This is a genomic window from Embleya sp. NPDC059237 (assembly GCF_042754105.1).
Taxonomy (GTDB): domain Bacteria; phylum Actinomycetota; class Actinomycetes; order Streptomycetales; family Streptomycetaceae; genus Embleya.
Window position 1 is genome coordinate 1,453,456 of record NZ_JBHZAE010000001.1, and the last position, 17,310, is coordinate 1,470,765.

A 17,310-nucleotide genomic window follows, 5' to 3' on the forward strand; every position below is an offset into this window, starting at 1 on the left:
CGCCGGCAGACTCGACCCGAGCGCCCTCCCTCACCGCCGCTGCCGGCCGGTTTCACCAAGCAAGGCGCCCGTCTCGTCGGGAGCCCCACGTCTCGGAGCCTCGCACGCCGGCGGCGGCCCACCACCGACCCCGACCAGCCCCCCGCATCAGCCAGCTGGCAACCACAAGCGCACCCCCCCGCCGAAAACACCCCACCCACTCGGGAACGCACGCCCGGCGGACTCGACCCGAGTGCCCTCCCTGCCCGCCGCTGCAGGCCGGTTCTTCGCCGAGCGACACACCCGCCTCGCCGAAGACCGGCAGTCTCGGAGCGCACGCCGGCGGCGGCCCATCACCGACCCTGACCAGCCCTGCACCGGCCACCCGCAACCCCAAGCGCAACGCGCGCCGAAACAAACCCGACCCACCCGACAACGCAAGCCCGGCGGAACCCAACCCGGCCCCCTTCTCTGCCACCCGCCGCAGGTCGCTTTTCACCCCGGCCCGGGCAGCCGCCCCGACGCAAACCCCACACCCGAAAGCCCGCACGCCGGCAGCGGCCCATCATCGACTCGGACCGGCCCCGCACCAGCCGGCCCGCAACCAAAGGCGCAACGCGCGCCGAAACAACCCGACCCACCCGACAACGCAAGCCCGGCGGAACCCGACCCGGCCCCCTTCTCTGCCACCCGCCGCAGGTCGCTTTTCCCCCGACCGGGGCACCCGCCCCGACGAAACCCCACACCCCGAAAGCCCGCGCGCCGGCAGCGGCCAACCACCGACCCTGACCAGCCCCGCACCAGCCGGCCCGCAACCCCAAGCGCAACGCGCGCCGAAACAAACCCGACCCACCCGACAACGCAAGCCCGGCGGAACCCGACCCGACCCCCCGCCCGGCCACCCGCCGCAGGTCGCTTTTCACCCCGACCCGGGCACCCGTCCCGACGAAACCCCACGCCCCGAAGCCCCCACCCAGGCAGCGGCCCACCACCGACTCGGACCAACCCCACACCAGCCCACGCCACCAAAAGCGCAACGTGCGCCGAAAGCGCCGGGCCCACTCGAAACCGCATCCGGTGGACCCGACCCGACCCGACCCGACCCGACCGCCCACGCCCCCGCACGCACCAGCGGCGACGGCGGCGGATGCCCGCCCCGCTTCAGCGGGGGATGTCCACCGGGGGCAATACCTCCGCCGTGGCGGTGAAGCGGGCCGGGGTGGCGAAGGTGGTGTCGGTGGGTGGGGGTTCGCGGTGGTCCTCGGCGGTGGTGGAGCGGCGCAGGACGACCAGGGTCGTGATCGGTGGGGCCGGGGCGTCCTGGGGGAGGAAGCGTTGTTCGGCGACGCCCGCGAAGGCCTCGCGCGCGGTGGTGGACGGGTCGGGGGCGGCGTACTCCAGGATGTCGGCGCCCAGGCGGCGGCCGGTGTTGCGCAGGTGTAGGTAGGCCGTGGTGCAGGCCTCGCGGGCGGGGGCGCCCGTGGCCGCCGCCAACGCGCGCTCGTAGGCGGCGTGTACCTCGGGTGGCGTGGCGGCCGGGGTGATGCCGAGGATGTCGTATGGGGAGGGTTCGGCTGCGGGCATGCTCCGGGCTCCGAAGGGGTGGGGAGGGGCGGGGAGTGCGGGGAGGAAGTGGGGAGGGGGCGGGTGCGATGGGGGGTGGCGTCGGTCAGTAGTAGCCGTGGATTCGGGAGCGGACCTCGTCCAGGATTTCCCGGGTGCCGTCCGTCGGGTGGTACTCGTGGGCCCGCTCCAGATGTACCAGCGCGGTGTGGTTGTGGCCCATGTTCGCCTGCCGCACCCCCTCGTTGTGCAGCGCGAGGGCCAGGAGGCGGGTGTTCTCCGGGGTCAGCTCGATCGCCTCCAGTGTGCGGATCGCATCCTGGTAGCGCTCCTCGCCCAGGTACACCGCCACCAGCGCGTCCCGCAGCCTCGGCTCCTCGTGCTCGCGCAGCGCCGCCGACAGCACCTCGATCGCGTCGTACGCACGGCCCTTGGCCAGCAGGTCGTAGCCCCAGTCGACGGCCACCACCACCCACGCCTCGCGCAGCGTGTCGATCTCCAGGCCGGCGTCGATCTCCTGCCGCAACAACCGCTCCGCGACCTCGTAGTGCCGCGCGTAGTAGTGGTTGAACGCCAACGCCCGGCGGGTGGGCGGGTCGTCGCCGTAGTGCCGGGCCTCCTCCAGGAGCGTGATCGCCCGGTCGAAGTCCTCGTCCCGCTCGCTCGCCCCCGCCGTCTCCACCAACAGCGCGGCCACCCGCCGGCGGGCCTCGGCGGCCACGGAGTCGCTCTCGCCGTCGGGGTCGGCCAGCGCGATCGCCTCGGCCATCGCCGCCACCGCCTGCTCGCGGGCGCCCCCGCGCAGCGCCAGCCGCTCCGCGCTCAGGAACAGTGCGTTGGTCAACCCGATCCGGCTCGCCTCGCCCGGGTCGAGCGCGAACGCCTCGCGCATCGCCCCGACCGCCTCGGCCGCCGCCGCGTCGGTGTCGGCCGCCAGCAGCTCCATCACCAGCCCGCGCAACGCCGCGCCCGCCAGCGCCCGGGTCGCCGGGTCCGCCGGGGTCAGCTCCAGCGCCTGCCGCACCAGCGCGATCGCGTCCCGATGCCGCCTGCCCTCGTGCGCCCGCCGGGCCAGTCGCGCGTACGCCCCGGCCAACTCCCCGCGCAGGCCCGGCCCGTCGGGAGCCAGCGCCCACGCACGCTCCAACAGCCGCGCGGCCTCCTCCTCTTCGGCCGGATCGGCGGCAAGTACCGTCTCGGCCGCGCGAATTCCCACCTCCGCCGCCAGCTCCACCGCCTCCGCCGGGATCGGCGCGGCCTGCTCCAGACACCCCAGCGCCCGCGCCCACTCCCCGCGCCCGCCCAGATCCCGCGCCCGGGCCAGATGCGCCCGGGCCAACAGCGCGGCCACCCCCGGCGTCGCGTCAGGCCCGGCCAGCCCCGCGAGGCCGGTCAGCCCCGCCACCGCCTCGTCGAAGCGGCCCACGTCGATCAGGTGGTGGTACATCCCCAGCGGCCCGAGCAGGTCGCCGGTATGCGGATCGGCGGCGGCGCGCACCGTCTCGGCCAACGCCCGACCCGCGTCCGAGCCCTGCTCCGGATCGGCCACCCGCGCCAGGAACAGCGGCCCGCACACGATCGGCGCCGGCGCCGGATCCAGCGCCGCCACCCGCTCGGTCGCGGCCACCTCCCACGCCCAGTGCAGGTCCAGCCGGCGATACAGCGCGGCCACCGAGCCCTCGCTGTGCGCGGCGCGCTCGCGCAACTCCCGGTACACCCGCTCGATCTGCTCCTGCCGCGCGGCGTGGATCTGCTCGGCGGAGATTTCCCGCCCGGTCCGCGCCTCCAGGTCGAGCCAAAACCTCGGGCTGTACAACACCGCGGCCCACGTCCCGCAGACCAGCCGCCACAGCCCGGTGGTGTGCCCCGCGTCGCCCGCCTGCCCGGCGCGCAGCGCGGACAGTGCCAGGCACTGCAGGTTGCGTACATCCGTCGGGTCGATCCGCTCCGACTCGAGGCGGATCTCGATCGACGCCCCGTGCCTGCCGGCCAGCGCGTGGGCGAGCGCCTGCCACGAGCGCAGCAGCGGTCGGGCCCGGCGCACCTCCGGCAACTCCGGTACCAGCCGCGCGGCCCGCTCCACGTCCGCCGACGCGGCGACCAGGTCCTCGCTGTGCGCCGCGGCCCGACGCAGATACACCCGGGCCGCGATCAGCCGGCCCTCGTCACTCGCCATCGGCCCGGCCAACAGCCGCTCCAGACCGGCGAGCGCCGCGTCGTGGTCGCCCCGCTGCGCCCGCAACAGCGCCAGCAGGTGATGCGCGGCGGCCCGCCCCCCGTCGCCCGCCCACCGGTTCGCCTCGGCCTCCGCCGCCGCCCCCGTGCCCGCCAGGTGCGCACAGGACGCCAACGCGGCCAGGACCGCATCCACGCAAGTCCCGCAGCGGGCCGGCAACGCGGCGACCAGGACGCCGTGTTCGGCGCAATACGCCCGCCCGCACTGCCCGCACCCCGCCCGCGCCGACGCCGTGCACTCGGCCGCCTCGCAGACCGCGGCGTGCGGCTCCGGCTCGACCGGCCCCGGCACCACCAGCGCCTGCCGATATGCCTCCGCCGCGTCCGCCCACCGCCGACCCCGCGCGGCGTGCATCCCGCGCACCGCCCACGCCGCCGGCTCCGCCTCGACCAGCGCGCCCAGCGACACCGTGCCCGCGCCGAGCGCCAGCCGGGCCAGCGGTGCCAGATGGCCCACGCGCGGATCGGCCAGCGGATCCAGCGCGGCCGACAACCGCACCGCCAGCGCCGGTTCGCCCGCGTACAACGCCGCGACCGCCAGGTGCAGCCGGACCCGGCGATCACCCGGCACCAGCGCGCCCGCCGCGCCGAGCCGGTCCCGGGCGCCGGCCAGGTGCGCGCCCCCGTCGCGGCCGAACCGCAACAACTCGGCGCCCTCGCGGAACAACGTCTCGGCCAGCGCGGTCCGGTAGCCGTCGTGCTCGGGAAACGCGTCCCGACAGGCCTGCCAGTGCTCCCGGGCGAGCGCGTGGTCCCCGGCGGCCAGCGCCGCCCGGGCCAGCAGATCGCGCGCGGTGGCCACATTGTGCGCGCGTATCGCGTCGTTGACCCCGCCCGGCGCCGCCCACAACTCGTCCGCGCGCTCCACCCGACCCTGCCGGGCGTAGCCCAGGGCCAGATGGAAGCGGGCCGACCCGGTCGGCTCGCCGCGCACCCGCCCCAGCACCTCGATGCCGTCCGCGAGCCGCCCCGCCGCGATCCGGGCCGCCCCCAGCCGCACCACGGCCGGTGTCCAGTCCGCCCGGCGCGCCAACCCCTGCTCGTACGCCTCCGCCGCATCCTCGTGCTCGCCCGCGTGCTCCCGGACCAGCCCCAGCCCGAACCGGGCCGGCGCATAGTCCGGATCGAGCCGCACGGCGGTCTCGAACGCGCCCCTCGCGGTGGCCCATTCGTCCTCCACAACGGCCAACTGCCCACGCGCGTAGTGGGCCCGCGCGTCGCGCGGCGCGGCGGCCACCGCGGCGTCCGCGTCGGCCCGCGCCGCGCCGAGGTCGCCCTCCTCGCGATATGCGATGCCGCGGAAGAGCAACGCCTCGGCGGCCAACGGCGAATCGTCGTCCGCCCGGTCCAACACACGCCAGAACGAGGCGATCGCGTCCTGCCGCAACTCGCGCCGCAACCGCACACAGGCCTGCCGGTGGTGGGCGATTGCGCTGTCGTCGCCCGCCTCGATCGCGGCCGAGAACGCCGCGTCGGCCGCCGCGGGTTCGCCCGCCGCGCTGTACGCCCGCGCCAACAGGTGGTGCTGCGCCGCGTCCCGCTCGGGCACCGCGGCCAGGTGCGGGATCGCCCGCTGCGCCTCGCCCTGCTCGAACAACGCCCGGCCCAGGCCGAAGCGGGCCCGCGCATGGCCCGGTTCGACCGCGACCACCCGCTCGAAACAGGGCGCCGCCGCGACGAAGTCGCCGTCCTCGTCGTGGAGCGTGCCCAGGATCAGGTTGGCCGCGACATGCCGCGGCCGGCCGGCCACCACGCGGCGCAACACCGGGATCGCGGCGGCCCGTTGCCCCCGAGCCAGCGCCAGGTCGACGAACTCCATCTGCACGTCGACGTGTTCGGGCATCAACTCGCAGGCCCGGCGCAGCGGCTCGAACGCCGCGTCGTCGTGGCCGAGCGCGTGCTGCGCCCGGCCCAGGCCCAGCCAGGCCTGGGCGTGGGTGGGGGCGAGCGTGCAGGTGCGGGTGAGCAGGCCGACGGCGGCCTCCAGGGCGGCGACGCGCTGCGCCTTGTCGGCGGGCGTGCGGCGCAGGTGGGTCAGCGCCATCGCGTACAGCACCTCGGGCCGCTCCGGCTCGATGGTGAGCGAACGCTCGAACGCGGCCAGCGCCTCGTCCGGGCGGCCCGCGTCGCGGTGCAGCCGGCCCAGCTCGTACCCGGTGGCCGCGCGCGGCACCAGCCGGTCGGCCCGCTCGAACGCGGCGATCGCCTCGGCACTACGGCCCAGGTCGCGCAGCGCGCACGCGCGGCTGTAGACCGCCCACTCCAGCCGCGGCGCGCCCGCCTCGATCCGCGCCGCCAGCGCCTCCACCGCGATCAGCTCGGCCTCGGACGCCCCGGGGGCGACCACACACCTGGCCTCCAGGAAGTCGTAGGCGGGATGGTCGGGGTCGGTGTCGGTGCGGGTGACGAGGTCGACGCACAACGCGACCTCCAGCGGCCCGGGATCGGCCCGCCGGGTCGCGTCGGCCGCGGTCAGCTCCAGCGCGCCGGGCGGCAGCGTGGTCAGCGCGAACGCGGCCCGGAAGGCGGCGAGCGCGTCGGCCGAGTGCCCCTGGCGGCTCGCCACCTCGCCGAGGCCGACCAGCGCCCGGCCCCGCGTCGCGGCGAGGTCGGTCGGCGCGCCCGGTTTGCCGAGCGCGTCCGCGACGCGTCGATAGCCGCGATCGGCCGCGGCGAGCCGTCCCGCCCGATGCGCCCCTTCGGCCTGGGCCAACAGCGTGTCGGCGCGGGCCGCCACGGAGGCGGGCCTGCGCCGGAATCCGAACCACATCAGCGCGGCCACCAAGGCGAGGAGGGCCGCGACGGCGGCGAGAAGCGGGACCGTCATCGGGCGGCCCGCGGGGCATGCCGAACTTCGTCGATCAACGGGTCCCCCGACCGTTCAACCAGCACCGTTCAATCAGCACTTCATCTCAGCATCGAGCGCTCATGCTAGAACACCGGTCAGCCGACTTTCAGGTGCTTGCCGGGCCGGTTCCGATAAAATCCGGCCGCGTGCCGCCCCGGCGGTCCCGGCGCGGCGACCGGCGCCGACTACGCTCGGTGGCCATGACCAGCACACCGCCCCCGGATCGACCGACCGAGCGGGACTTCCGCCTGCTTTTGGAGCGGACCGGCGCCGACCTGCTGCCCGGCCTGACCGGGGCCGAGTTCGAGACCGTGGAGCAGGACCTCGGGTTCCGCTTCGCCGCCGACCACAGGTCGATGTTGTCGGCCGCGCTGCCGACCGGCAAGGGGTGGCCGAATTGGCGCTACGGCGGCGCGCGCGACCTGAAGGCCCGCCTGGCCCTGCCCGCCGAGGGTGTGCTGTTCGACGTCGAGCACAACGCGTTCTGGCCGGACGCGTGGGGCGCCCGGCCGGCGCAGCTCAAACACGCGCTCAAGTCGGCGCGGTATCACCTGGCGCGGGTACCGCGGATGGTGCCGGTGTACGGCCACCGCTACCTGCCCGGGACCGAGGGCCAGTGGGGGCATCCGGTGTTGTCGATGATGCAGACCGACATCGTGGTGTACGGCGCGAACCTGACCAACTACCTCACCGCGGAGTTTTTGGACGGCGGCATCGAGTACGCGGAGCCGACGGTCCCGTTCTGGCGCGACCTGGTGTCCTGATGCGGGTTCACGCGTGGTCGGGCCCCGGGAGCCAGTCCCGGGACGGGTCGTGGTCGAGCCAGCGGTTGGCGGTGCCCACCCGGCCGAACTCGCGGAGCAGGGCGTCCAGCCGTGGGTGTGGGCGGTCCGGGTGCCACAGCAGGGACCACGCGTACAGCGGGGTGGGCGCGACCAGCGGGATGGACCGCACGGCGAGGCCCTCGGGCAGCGGGCCGTCGGCGGGCAGCAGGGCGAAGCACGTGGGGTCGTCGCGCAGGTGCTCCAGGAAGGGCGTCAGGCCCAGGTTGGGTCCGGTCGCCCACTCGACGATCCCGAACGCGGTGGCGAATCGGGCCAGGAAGTCCAGCCGGTCCACCGCCGCCGGGCACCACAGGACGCTGTCGCGCAGCTGACTCGGGCGCAGTTCGGCGGCGTCGGCCAGGGGGTGGTCGGGGCCGACGACGGCGTCCACTGGTTCGAGGCGGACCAGGCGATGGGTCAGCCCGAGCGGGGCGCGTCCGGGCAGCGGGTGTACCCGGCCGAAGCCGGCGTCCACGTCGCCGCGCAGGATCGCGGAGGCCACCGACGGCAGGTCGCGCCCGGCGCTCGGTTCCAGGTTCAGGTCGGGGGCGGCGTCGAGCACCCGCGCGACGGTGCGCATCGGCGCGTACAGGTGCCCCCACACGTCCAGGCGCAGCGCCGGCCGGGCGTCCCGGACCGCGCCGACCGCGAGTTCGCCCGCCGCCAGCGCCCGGCGGGCCGGGTCCAGGAAACGGGCGCCGGCCTCGGTGAGGGTGACGCCCCGGCCGCCGGCGCGGTCGACCAGCGCGGTGCCCAACTCGGCCTCCAGGCGGGCCAGCCGCTTGGACAGCGCCTGCTGGGTGATCGTCAGCTGCTCGGCGGCGCGGCCGAAGTGCCGCAGGTCGGCCACCGCGACGAATGCGCGCACCCGGGCGAGGTCCAGATCCATGCCGCTCACCATAGGCGACAACCGTTGGTTGTCGGGTGGGCCGGTCGGTTGTTGGACCGACCGGCGTGCGGCGGCGTTGTGTTGATCCCGACGGGGAGGCCGGGTCGGCGCACCCGACCGGGGGCGTCCGCGGCCCGGCACACGGCGAGAAGAGGACATCGAGATGAAGGCGTTGACGCCGAGCGGCGGCATCGGGTCCTGGGTCGTCGCCGAGGAGGTCCCGCAGCCCCGGCCGCGTCCCGACGAGGCGTTGGTCAAGGTGGAGGCGTTCGCGGTGAACCGGGGCGAGACCTTCCTGCTGGAGCAGCCGCGCGCGGGACACCGGCCGGGCAAGGACGTGGCGGGGCTGGTGGTCCAGGCCGCGGCGGACGGCTCGGGGCCGGCGGTGTGCACCCGCGTCGTGGGGCACCCGATGGGAGGCGGCTGGGCCGAGTACGTCGCCGTGCCGACCTCCGCGCTCGCGCCGCTCCCCGAATCGATCGCCGCGACCGTCGCCGCCGCGCTGCCACTGGCCGGGTTGACCGCGTTGCGGCTGCTGCGTACGGCGGGGCCGGTCGCGGGCCGCCGGCTGCTGCTCACCGGGGCGTCCGGCGGGGTCGGGCACTACGTCACCGAACTGGCCGCCGCGGCCGGGGCCGAGGTCACCGCGGTCACCCGGTCCCCGGAACGCGGCCGTCGCCTGGTGGAACTGGGCGCGGCGGCGGTCGTACACGACGTCGGCGAAGCGGTCGGACCGTACGACGTTGTGCTCGAATCCACCGGTGGCACCGAACTGCCCCGAGCGCTGGTCAAGTTGCGCCGACGGGGACTGCTGATCTGGTTCGGCCAGGCCAGTCGGACCCCGGTCACCCTCGACTTCTTCGACTTCTTCGCCGGGCCCGAGTCGGCCACCCTGCGCCACTTCCACTACATGGACTCCGACACGCCGTTCGCCGCCGACCTCGGCACGCTGGTGCGACTGGTCGCCGAGGGCCGACTGAACCCCGAACTGGGCCTGGTCGCCGACTGGTCCGAGACCGCCGCGGTGCTCACCGACCTGCGCGAGCGGCGCGTGCGGGGCAAGGCGGTACTGACGGTGTCGTGACCCCGCCCGCCTGCCCTTGCACCGCCTGACCCATCCACACCCCCAGGAGTACGTCATGACCACCACCGCCCCCAAGGCCGTCGTCACCCGCTACGTCGAGGCCGTCGCCGAGGGCGATCTGCCCACGATCCGGGCGAGCTTCGCCGAAGACGCCACCTGGACCTACCCCGGCGAACTACCCATCTCCCGCACCTGGGTCGGCCGCGACACGATCATCGAGGACTTCCTCGGCGACGTCGGCGCGCTGCTGCGGCCGGAGACCGTACGGATCCGCCTGGTGTCGATCCACGCGGACGGCGACGTGGTGTTCGCCGAGTGGACGTCGGATGCGGTCACGGTCGGCGGCGTCGAATACCACAACCGGTGCCTCGGGATCTTCGAGGTGGCGGACGGCCGGATCGTGTCGGTACGGGAGTACGCGGACACCGGCCACACGGGTCGCGTGTTGTTCCCGAACCACGTCGTCGCGGCCTGACGGCCACCGAATCGCCGCCACCCGCCGCATCCGCACACAGCGCCCGAAAGGCGATCACGACGACCATGGCATCCACGAACGCACTCCCCGATGTCTCCACCGTCTTCGAAATCCCGGAATTTCTCCCGCAGTTCGTCGCCGGCAACCGTTCGCGGGCGATCGCCTGCGGGCTGGACCCATACGAGTACGACCGGGTCACGGCGACCGACCCGGAAACGCTCGCCGAGTGGCCGGCCGCGTTCCGCCGGGTCGGCGAGGGGTACGTGAGGGTGGGCGAGCGGTGCGCGGCGAGCGGTTACGAGGTGTCGGCGGGGGAGGCGTTCCGGACCGCCGCCCGGTGGCTGCACTGTGCGACGTTCCCGCCGGCCGCCGACCACGCGGGCACGATCGTGGCGGCGCGCGCGGCCGATGCGGCGATGCGGCGGGCGTTCGCATACCTGGATCCGGGCGCGGTGCGGATCGAGGGGGAGGGGTTCGCGGGATGGCTGCGCCGACCGGTCGACGCGGCACTGCCGCCCCGGGTCGTGGTGGTGGCGCCGGGGTTGAACTCCGGCAAGGAGGAATTCCACGCCGTGGACGAGGCGTTGCTGCGCCGCGGCCTGGCCGTCTTCTCCTTCGACGGCCCGCAGGGGGTGCTGGTCGACACCGCGCCGCGGGCCGACTACCACCGTGTGGTGAGCCGGGTGATCGACGCCCTCGACGCGCGGGCGGACCTGGACACGCGCGGCGGGGTCGGACTGATCGGCCTGAGCCTGGGCGGCTTCTACGCACTCCTGACCGCCGCCCACGAACCCCGCGTGGCGGCCGTCGTCGCGGTCAGCGGCCCGTACCGCCTGGACTGGCCGCAACTCCCGCTGTTCGTCCGGGAAACGCTCACGGTACGCACCGGAAGCCGGGCCGCCGCAAAGGAGTTCACCCGTCACATCGACCTCACCGGCATCGCCGACCGCATCGACGCACCCCTTCGGGTGGTCGAGGGCGGCGAGGACATCACCCCCGGCGTAGTGCCGGCCGCCCACGTGACCCACGACGCCCCCGAAGCGGAGATCCTGCTGATCCCCCACGGCGACCACCTGCTCTGCAACACCCGGGCCGCCTGGCTCCCCGACACAGGCGACTGGCTGACCGACCGCCTCGGCTGGTGATGGGTGCCGTCGGCGGCCAAACCGTCCAGGTGCGGCTGCGGCTGGGGCTCAGTCGGGGGTCAGGCCCGCGTTGTGGGCGATCAGGCCGGCCCGGGTGCGGTTGGTGCAGGAGAGTTTGGTCAGGGTGCGGGAGACGTAGGCCTTGACCGTCGGTTCCGTGAGGTACAGCCGGGCGGCGATTTGGGCGTTGGACATGCCCTCTCCCAGGCAGGCGAGGATTCGGGTCTCCTGCTCGGTCAGGTCGCGGATCGTGTGGCGGGCCTCGCGGCGGGCGGTCTCGCGGGCCGCGCTCGCCCCGATCAGGTTGCGGGCCGCCGCCGGGGACAACACGGTGTTGCCCTCGACGGCCACCCGGAGCAGCGCGACCAGATCCTCGGGCGGGGTGTCCTTGAGCAGGAAACCGACCGCGCCGGTGTGCAGCGCCCGCAGCACGTGGTCGTCGGTGTCGATCGTGGTCAGCACGACGACCTTGGGCGGCGCGTCGAGCCGGACCATCCGGCGCAGCGCGGTCAGCCCGTCCACGCCCGGCATGTGCAGGTCGAGCAGCACCAGGTCGGGCCGATGGCGGACCACGTGTTCCAGGGCCTCGGCGCCGTCGTAGGCCTCGCCGACGATGTCGATGTCCTCGGCGCCGCCGAGGATGGTGCGCAGGTGCGCGCACACCATACGTTCGTCGTCCACGAGCAGCAGTCGGATCATGCGGCACCTTCGTCGGGCACGGGGTGGGCGATGGGACGGGGCGGGGCGTCGGCGGATTCGCCGACCGGGATCAGCGCCTCGACGGTGAACCCGCCGGCGTCGCCCGGCCCGGCCCGGAACCGGCCGCCGAGCAGTTCGACCCGCTCGCGCAGCCCGAGCAGGCCGGTGCCGCCCGTACCCAGGTCGACGTCGGGGGTCCGGGTACCGGCGCTGTTGGCGACGGTCACCGCGATGCCCTCGGGCTCGTGCCGCACGGCCACGGTCACGTGTGCGCCGGGGGCGTGCTTGTGCACGTTGGTCAGCGCCTCCTGGACCACCCGCCGCGCGCCGCGCACCGCGGCCGGCGCGTGGTCGGCGGGCGCCGATCCGGTCACCGTCAGGTCGACCTCGATGCCCGCCGCCCGCGAGTCGGCGACCAGGTCGGACACGTCCAGACCGGCCGGCTCCGCGGCCCGCGCGGGTGTACCGGTCGGCGTCGGATCGTCGGGATCGCGCAGTATGGCCACCAACTCGCGCAGCTCGGACAGCGCCTGACAGCCCGTCAGCCGCAACTCCTCGGCGGCCGAACGCACGTTGTCCCGTTCGGCGATGGTGCGCAACGCGCCCGCCTGGAGCACCATCAGGCTGACCCGGTGGGTGATCATGTCGTGCATCTCGCCCGCCAACCGGCGGCGTTCCTCGATCCGCGCCTGCCGGTCCCGTTCGGCCTGTTCCCGCTCGACCCGCTCGGCGCGTTCGGCCAGCGCGAGGATCAGGCCGCGCCGCGACGCGAGGTACTTCCCGAGCAGCAGCGGCGTGACGACGGCCAGGAGCTCCACGAACACGTCCGACCCCGACTGCGCCCGCCACGGCTCGCACATGGTCACCGCGAGCCCGGCGGCGAGCGCCCACGCGGCGCGCCGGCTCGGGGCGTAGGCGCCGAGCGCGTAGACCGCGAAGGGCCCGGCCAGCACGGGGTCGCCGAGGGAGAGTACGAAGACGACGCCGGCGGAGGCGATCGGTCGGCGCCGCCGCTGGACGAGGGCGGCGCCGGCGGCGACCTGGACGAGCACGCCCCACCACGGCAGCGGATGCGGCGGATGCACCCCGTCGCCGTCGAACGAGCCGAGCGCGCGGAGCAGTCCGGCCACCACGGCGACCGAGCCGGCCAGGACGACGTCGAACACGACGGCGCGGGCGATCGTCGCGGGTGGTGGCGGGTGCACGTTCGCCAAGGTACCGGCAGCCGTCCAGGCGTCCGGCCAGCCGGCGGGAGTCCGGGACGCACACCGACCGGGGCGGACCGGCACCTCACTCGGACCCGAGCGCACCGAGCACCGACATGCGCGCCGCGCGCCGCGCGGGCCAGGCGGCCGCGAGCAACCCGACACCCAGCGCACCCAGTACGAACAGGGCGATCCGCAGCCACGGGATCGTCGCGCCGAGCGGGACGTTGCCCAGGTCGATCCCGCGCACCGCCAGCACCCCCACCGAGGTGCCGAGCCCGACCCCGAGCAGCGCGCCGAACAGCGAGATCAGCGCCGCCTCCAGGCGGATCAGCGCGCGCACCCGGCGGGCGTCCAGGCCGATCGCGCGCAACAGGCCGATTTCCCGGGTGCGTTCGAGCACCGACATCACCAGCGTGTTGACGATGCCGATGACCGCGATCAGCACGGCCATCGCCAACAGCCCGTAGACGATGTTCAGGAGCAGGTCGATGGCCGCGCCCAGACCCCGGCGCAGTTCGTCCTTCGACTGCACGCGCAGGGCCGGATCGGCTCCGAAGGCGTCCTTGAGGGTCGCCTCCAGGGCCCGGGCCTCGCCCGGTGTGCTCTTGACGAACACCTGGCGGCCGATCGGGCGTTCGAGGTGCGGGTCGAGGGTGCGGGTGGAGACCAGGTAGGGGAGCACGATCGGATTCGCCCGGTAGATCCCGCCGACGCGCAGGGTGCCGGACGTGCCGTCGGGGTACGTCACCGGCACGCTCGCGCCGATGCCCAGCCCCCGCGACCGGGCCTCGACCCGCTCCACGAGCAGGTCCGTGCCCAGCGCCTCGGGGCCGCCCGCGACGAAGTCGAGGCGCATCACCTTCGGGCCCGCGATCGGGTCCAGCGCGGCGACCTCCTGCTCGGCGTCGCCGATCCGCGCGGTCACGGTGCGGTACACGCTCGCCGCCTCGACGTGCGGCAACCGGCCGATGCGGTCCACCGTCGCGGCGGCCATCGGGTCGCGCAGCGTGGTGGACACCGCGTAGTCGGCGGTCAGCCCGCGCGCCGCCGCGTGGTCGAGGCTGTCCTTGAGCGACGCGCCGATCACGGTCAGGCCGGTGACCAGGAACAGGCCGACCATCAGCGCGGAGGCGGTCGCGGCCGTGCGGCGCGGATCACGCAGCGCGTTGCGGCTCGCCAGCGTCCCGGTCACCCCGAACACCCGGGTCAGTGGTCGCGCGAGCACCCCGATGACGCCGACCGAAAGCAGCGGGATCAGCATCAGCACGCCGGTGACGGCCACCACGCCGCACACCGTGACCAGAACCGGCTCGCCGTTGCCGCCGGGAGCGGCCTCGACCGTGGCATAACCGCCGCCGACACCCACGCCGATCAGGAGCAGGCCGGCCAGATTGCGTCGGAACAGCCCGGCCGGGCTCGGCGGATTCGCGCGCAGCGCCGCCATCGGAGCGATCCGGGCCACCTTGCGGGTGGGCAGCCACGCGGCGGCGACGGTCACACCGATGCCCACCACGAGCGACCACAGGATCGTGCCCGGCCGCACCACGAGCGGGCCGCGCGGCGGCGCGGCGTCGGTGTCGGTGTCGCGCAGCAGCGCGAGCAGACCGGCGGCCAGCGCGACCCCGAGCAGCAGTCCGAGCAACGCGCCGACCAGGCCGGTGATCAGCGCCTCCACGCGCACCGAGCCGGTGACCTGCCGCCGGGTGGCGCCGACCGCCCGCAGCAGCGCGAGTTCGCGGGTGCGGCGGCCGATCAGCATGGTGAAGGTGTTGGTGATGATGAACGTGCCGACGAACAGCGCGATGCCGGCGAACACCAGCAGCCCGGTGGCCAGTCCGGCGGTCCCGGCCGAGGCCAGGTCGCGGCGCTCGGCGGTGAGCGCGGCACCGGTGACCACCTCGGCGCCGGTGGGGACGAGGGGGCGGACGGCGTCCAGGAGCGCGGTGTCGGGTGTGCCGGGGCGGGCGGCGACGGTGATCAGGTCGTAGGTGTCGGGGGCGGCGAACAGGCGCTGCGCGGTGGGGGTGTCGAACAGGGTGAGGGTGGCGCCGAGCCGGATCCGGGCGTCGACGGCGTGCACGGTGCCGACGAGGGTGGCGTCCAGGGTGCCGCCGCCGGCGACCACGCGCAGCCGGTCGCCGATCCGGTAGCCGGCCGACCGGGCCCCGGCCTCGTCCAGGGCGACCTCGCCGGCGGCGCTCGGCGCGCGGCCCTCGGCGAGCCGGTAGAGCGGATCGGAACCCTCCGGCCCGGGCGCGTAGTTGGTACCGGCGGACTCCTCCACCCGACCGACGAGGTTCCCGTCGCGGTCGACCACCACGGCGGGTCCGGTGACGGAGCCGCGCACGGCCGCCACGCCGGGCAGCCCACGCAGCCGCTCCACCAGCCGGGGCCCGAGGGCCGCGGGATCGCCGGCGCCGTGCTCCGAGTCGGCGCGAACCCCCACGCCCACCCCCGCGAAGTCGTCCGCGGCCGAGGTGGCGGCGGCCTCCGTGATGGTGTCCTTGAGCGTGAGCACACCGGCCACGAAGGCCACACCGAAGACGATCGCCAGCACGGTGAGCGCCAACCGCATGCGCTGCGCGGCAAGCGTACGAAGAGCATTCCTGAACATGGGCAACGTCCCGAGGCCGACCTGGTCCCGGCCGACACCGGGTCGCCCCCAGCCTCGCCGCGCCCACGATCCACCCGATACGGCCGACGGTGGGCATTGGTCTCGCCGGTTCACCCGAGTCCGATCCGATCGACCCACCCGAAGCAACGAAGGCATCGATCCCGACAAATCGCCCGATGGGCTCCGGCCCGGGCACACGCGGCGTGTTTAATCGGGGTGGGGCTCGGGCTCGGGTGTGGCGGAAGGAATCTCGGTGGGCGTGGTGGATCGGCAGGGGCTCGGGTTGTCCGGGATGGGAGTGGAGGCGGCCGGGCACTTCGAGCGTGGGCTTGATGCGTTGTTGTTCTTTCGGCCTGAGGTTTCCGTCGAGGTGGAGGGCGTGTTGTCGGCGGCTCCCGAGGCGCCGATGGGGCATGCGTTCGCCGCCTATCTCGGGCTGCTTGGTACCGAGCCGGCCGATGCCGCCGCCGCGCGGGAGCGCTTTGCGACGTTCGCGGCCGGCGGGGTGCGGGGGGATGCGCGTGAGTCGGCCCACCTCGAGGCCGCCGAGGCGTGGTTGGCGGGTGACATCCACCGGGCCGGAGACATCCTGCGCGAGCTGGTCGTGGCGCATCCCCGGGACACGCTCGCGCTCGCGATCGGCCATCAGATCGACTTCTTCACCGGCGACGCGACCCGGCTGCGCGACCGCGTCGGCGGCGCGCTGGGCGCGTGGGACCCGGACGATCCGCACTACGGGCCCCTGCTCGGGATGTCCGCGTTCGGCCTGGAGGAGACCGGCCACTACGAGCGTTCCGAACAGGCCGGACTGGCCGCCGTGGCCGCGCACCCGCGCGATGTGTGGGCGATCCACGCGGTGGTGCACACGTACGAGATGCAGGGCCGCTTCGCCGAGGGCATCCGCTTCCTGGACGCCCGGGTCGGCGACTGGTCCGGTGGCAACTACCTCAACGTGCACAACTGGTGGCACTACGGCCTGTACGCGATCGAGGCCGGCGCGATCGATCGGGCGCTGGCGATCTACGACGCCGTGCTGCACAACGAGCGCTCGATCGGCGCCGCGATGGAACTCCTGGACGCCTCCGCCCTGTTGTGGCGCATCCACCTCGCGGGCGGCGAACAGCCGAAGCGCTGGGCCCGCCTGGCCGACGCGTGGGCGGCCCGCGCCGACGGCCCGTACTACGCCTTCAACGACGTGCACGCGGTGATGGCCTATCTCGGCGCCGGCCGGATCGCCGACGCCGAGGCGGTGGTCCACGACCGGCAGCGGTGGCTGGCCGACCCGCACCCCGGGGTGAGCAACCACACGATGACCGCCGAGGTCGGCCTGCCGGTGTGCCGCGCGCTGGTCGCCTTCGAACAGGGACGCCATCCGGACACCGTCGACATCCTCGTCCCGATCCGGCACCGGCTGAACACCTTCGGCGGCAGCCACGCGCAGCGCGACGCGATCCAGCAGACCCTGGTCGAGGCGGCCCTGCGCGCGCACCGGCACGACCTGGCCCGCACCCTCCTGAGCGAGCGGGTCAACCTGCGACCGAGCAGCCCGTACAACTGGCTGGGCCGGGCCCGGCTGGCGGACGAACTGGGCCGGGCGGCCGAGGCGGCCACGGCCCGGGAGCAGGCGGTCGAGCACACGAAGGCGATCACCGTCGCCTGGGGTCGCTGAGCGGCGGGCCGGACCGGGTCGCCCGGGGGCCGGCCGCCCCACGGCCGTGCGCGAGAATGGCCGACCTGTCCGGGGCCG

The 17,310-nt window shown here is 74.8% G+C and carries 11 protein-coding genes; 5 read left to right on the forward strand and 6 right to left on the reverse strand.

The annotated features are described in order from the left end of the window. Window positions 1–1,140: 1,140 nt before the first annotated feature. Both ACFXKZ_RS06335 and ACFXKZ_RS06340 read right to left on the reverse strand, forming a co-directional pair. Complete coding sequence (locus ACFXKZ_RS06335; protein ID WP_379996955.1) at window positions 1,141–1,563, reverse strand: hypothetical protein; 423 nt, start codon at window positions 1,561–1,563, stop codon at window positions 1,141–1,143. A gap of 85 nt (window positions 1,564–1,648) precedes the next feature. Then, the gene (locus ACFXKZ_RS06340) at window positions 1,649–6,604 is read right to left on the reverse strand and encodes a tetratricopeptide repeat protein (RefSeq protein ID WP_379996957.1); all 4,956 of its coding nucleotides are present in this window, start codon (window positions 6,602–6,604) and stop codon (window positions 1,649–1,651) included. A 221-nt stretch (window positions 6,605–6,825) separates the two neighbouring features. Here ACFXKZ_RS06340 and ACFXKZ_RS06345 point away from each other — a divergent pair, with 221 nt between their 5' ends. Continuing rightward, window positions 6,826–7,389 (forward strand): hypothetical protein, encoded by a 564-nt coding sequence (locus ACFXKZ_RS06345; protein WP_379996959.1) that lies wholly within the window; start codon window positions 6,826–6,828, stop codon window positions 7,387–7,389. Window positions 7,390–7,396: 7 nt separating this feature from the next. Here the strand turns inward: ACFXKZ_RS06345 and ACFXKZ_RS06350 are convergent, their stop codons facing one another. Further along, complete coding sequence (locus ACFXKZ_RS06350; RefSeq protein WP_379996961.1) at window positions 7,397–8,338, reverse strand: LysR family transcriptional regulator; 942 nt, start codon at window positions 8,336–8,338, stop codon at window positions 7,397–7,399. 163 nt (window positions 8,339–8,501) lie between these two features. Here ACFXKZ_RS06350 and ACFXKZ_RS06355 point away from each other — a divergent pair, with 163 nt between their 5' ends. From ACFXKZ_RS06355 to ACFXKZ_RS06365, 3 genes are all read left to right on the forward strand, one after another. Further along, entirely contained in the window at window positions 8,502–9,422 is a 921-nt protein-coding gene (locus ACFXKZ_RS06355) for a zinc-binding dehydrogenase (protein ID WP_379996963.1), read from the forward strand. A 55-nt stretch (window positions 9,423–9,477) separates the two neighbouring features. Beyond that, window positions 9,478–9,897, forward strand: coding sequence for a nuclear transport factor 2 family protein (locus ACFXKZ_RS06360; protein WP_379996965.1), 420 nt, complete (start codon window positions 9,478–9,480; stop codon window positions 9,895–9,897). A 65-nt stretch (window positions 9,898–9,962) separates the two neighbouring features. Further along, on the forward strand, window positions 9,963–11,042 hold the full coding sequence (locus ACFXKZ_RS06365; protein WP_379996967.1) for an alpha/beta hydrolase family protein: 1,080 nt from the start codon (window positions 9,963–9,965) through the stop codon (window positions 11,040–11,042). 48 nt (window positions 11,043–11,090) lie between these two features. On the opposite strand, the gene ACFXKZ_RS06370 is transcribed toward ACFXKZ_RS06365, so the two are convergent. The 3 genes from ACFXKZ_RS06370 to ACFXKZ_RS06380 form a co-directional block, all read right to left on the reverse strand. Next, window positions 11,091–11,741, reverse strand: coding sequence for a response regulator (locus ACFXKZ_RS06370; RefSeq protein ID WP_379996969.1), 651 nt, complete (start codon window positions 11,739–11,741; stop codon window positions 11,091–11,093). After that, window positions 11,738–12,946 carry a sensor histidine kinase gene (locus ACFXKZ_RS06375; protein WP_379996971.1) on the reverse strand — a complete coding sequence of 403 codons (1,209 nt, stop codon included), beginning with the start codon at window positions 12,944–12,946 and terminating at the stop codon, window positions 11,738–11,740. The genes ACFXKZ_RS06370 and ACFXKZ_RS06375 overlap by 4 nt, the downstream gene beginning before the upstream one ends. A gap of 85 nt (window positions 12,947–13,031) precedes the next feature. Further along, window positions 13,032–15,563 (reverse strand): ABC transporter permease, encoded by a 2,532-nt coding sequence (locus tag ACFXKZ_RS06380; RefSeq protein ID WP_379996973.1) that lies wholly within the window; start codon window positions 15,561–15,563, stop codon window positions 13,032–13,034. Between the two features lie 253 nt (window positions 15,564–15,816). On the opposite strand from ACFXKZ_RS06380, the gene ACFXKZ_RS06385 reads away from it, so the two are divergent. Further along, a complete protein-coding gene (locus ACFXKZ_RS06385; RefSeq protein ID WP_379996975.1) occupies window positions 15,817–17,232 on the forward strand; it encodes a tetratricopeptide repeat protein in 1,416 nt (471 codons plus the stop codon). Window positions 17,233–17,310 lie beyond the last annotated feature (78 nt).